A 272-nucleotide genomic window follows, 5' to 3' on the forward strand; every position below is an offset into this window, starting at 1 on the left:
GCCGTGCTATCTGGTCGGCGAAGGTTATGTGAAGACCTTCAAGGAACTGATGGAAACGACCGAGTGGGACAAGTACGGTACGGGCAAGTACGAGAAGTGCGCGGACTGCATGGTCCACTGCGGCTTCGAAGCGACCGCCGTGATGGACACGGTCGCGCATCCGCTGAAGGCGCTGAAGGTCGCGTTGAGCGGCCCGAAGACCGAAGGCGCGTTCGTGAAGGACATCCCGCTGGACACGCAACGTCCGGCTGAATACGTGTTCTCGCGTCACG

1 protein-coding gene is annotated in these 272 nt (G+C 61.0%); it reads left to right on the forward strand.

Annotated elements, in window-relative coordinates; genetic code table 11:
* The coding region (locus SB772_RS41115; protein ID WP_410838665.1) for a DUF3463 domain-containing protein at nucleotides 1-272 on the forward strand (272 nt) is incomplete at both ends.

The organism is Paraburkholderia sp. SIMBA_030 (assembly GCF_046535245.1).
In the GTDB taxonomy this organism is placed as follows: Bacteria; Pseudomonadota; Gammaproteobacteria; order Burkholderiales; family Burkholderiaceae; genus Paraburkholderia.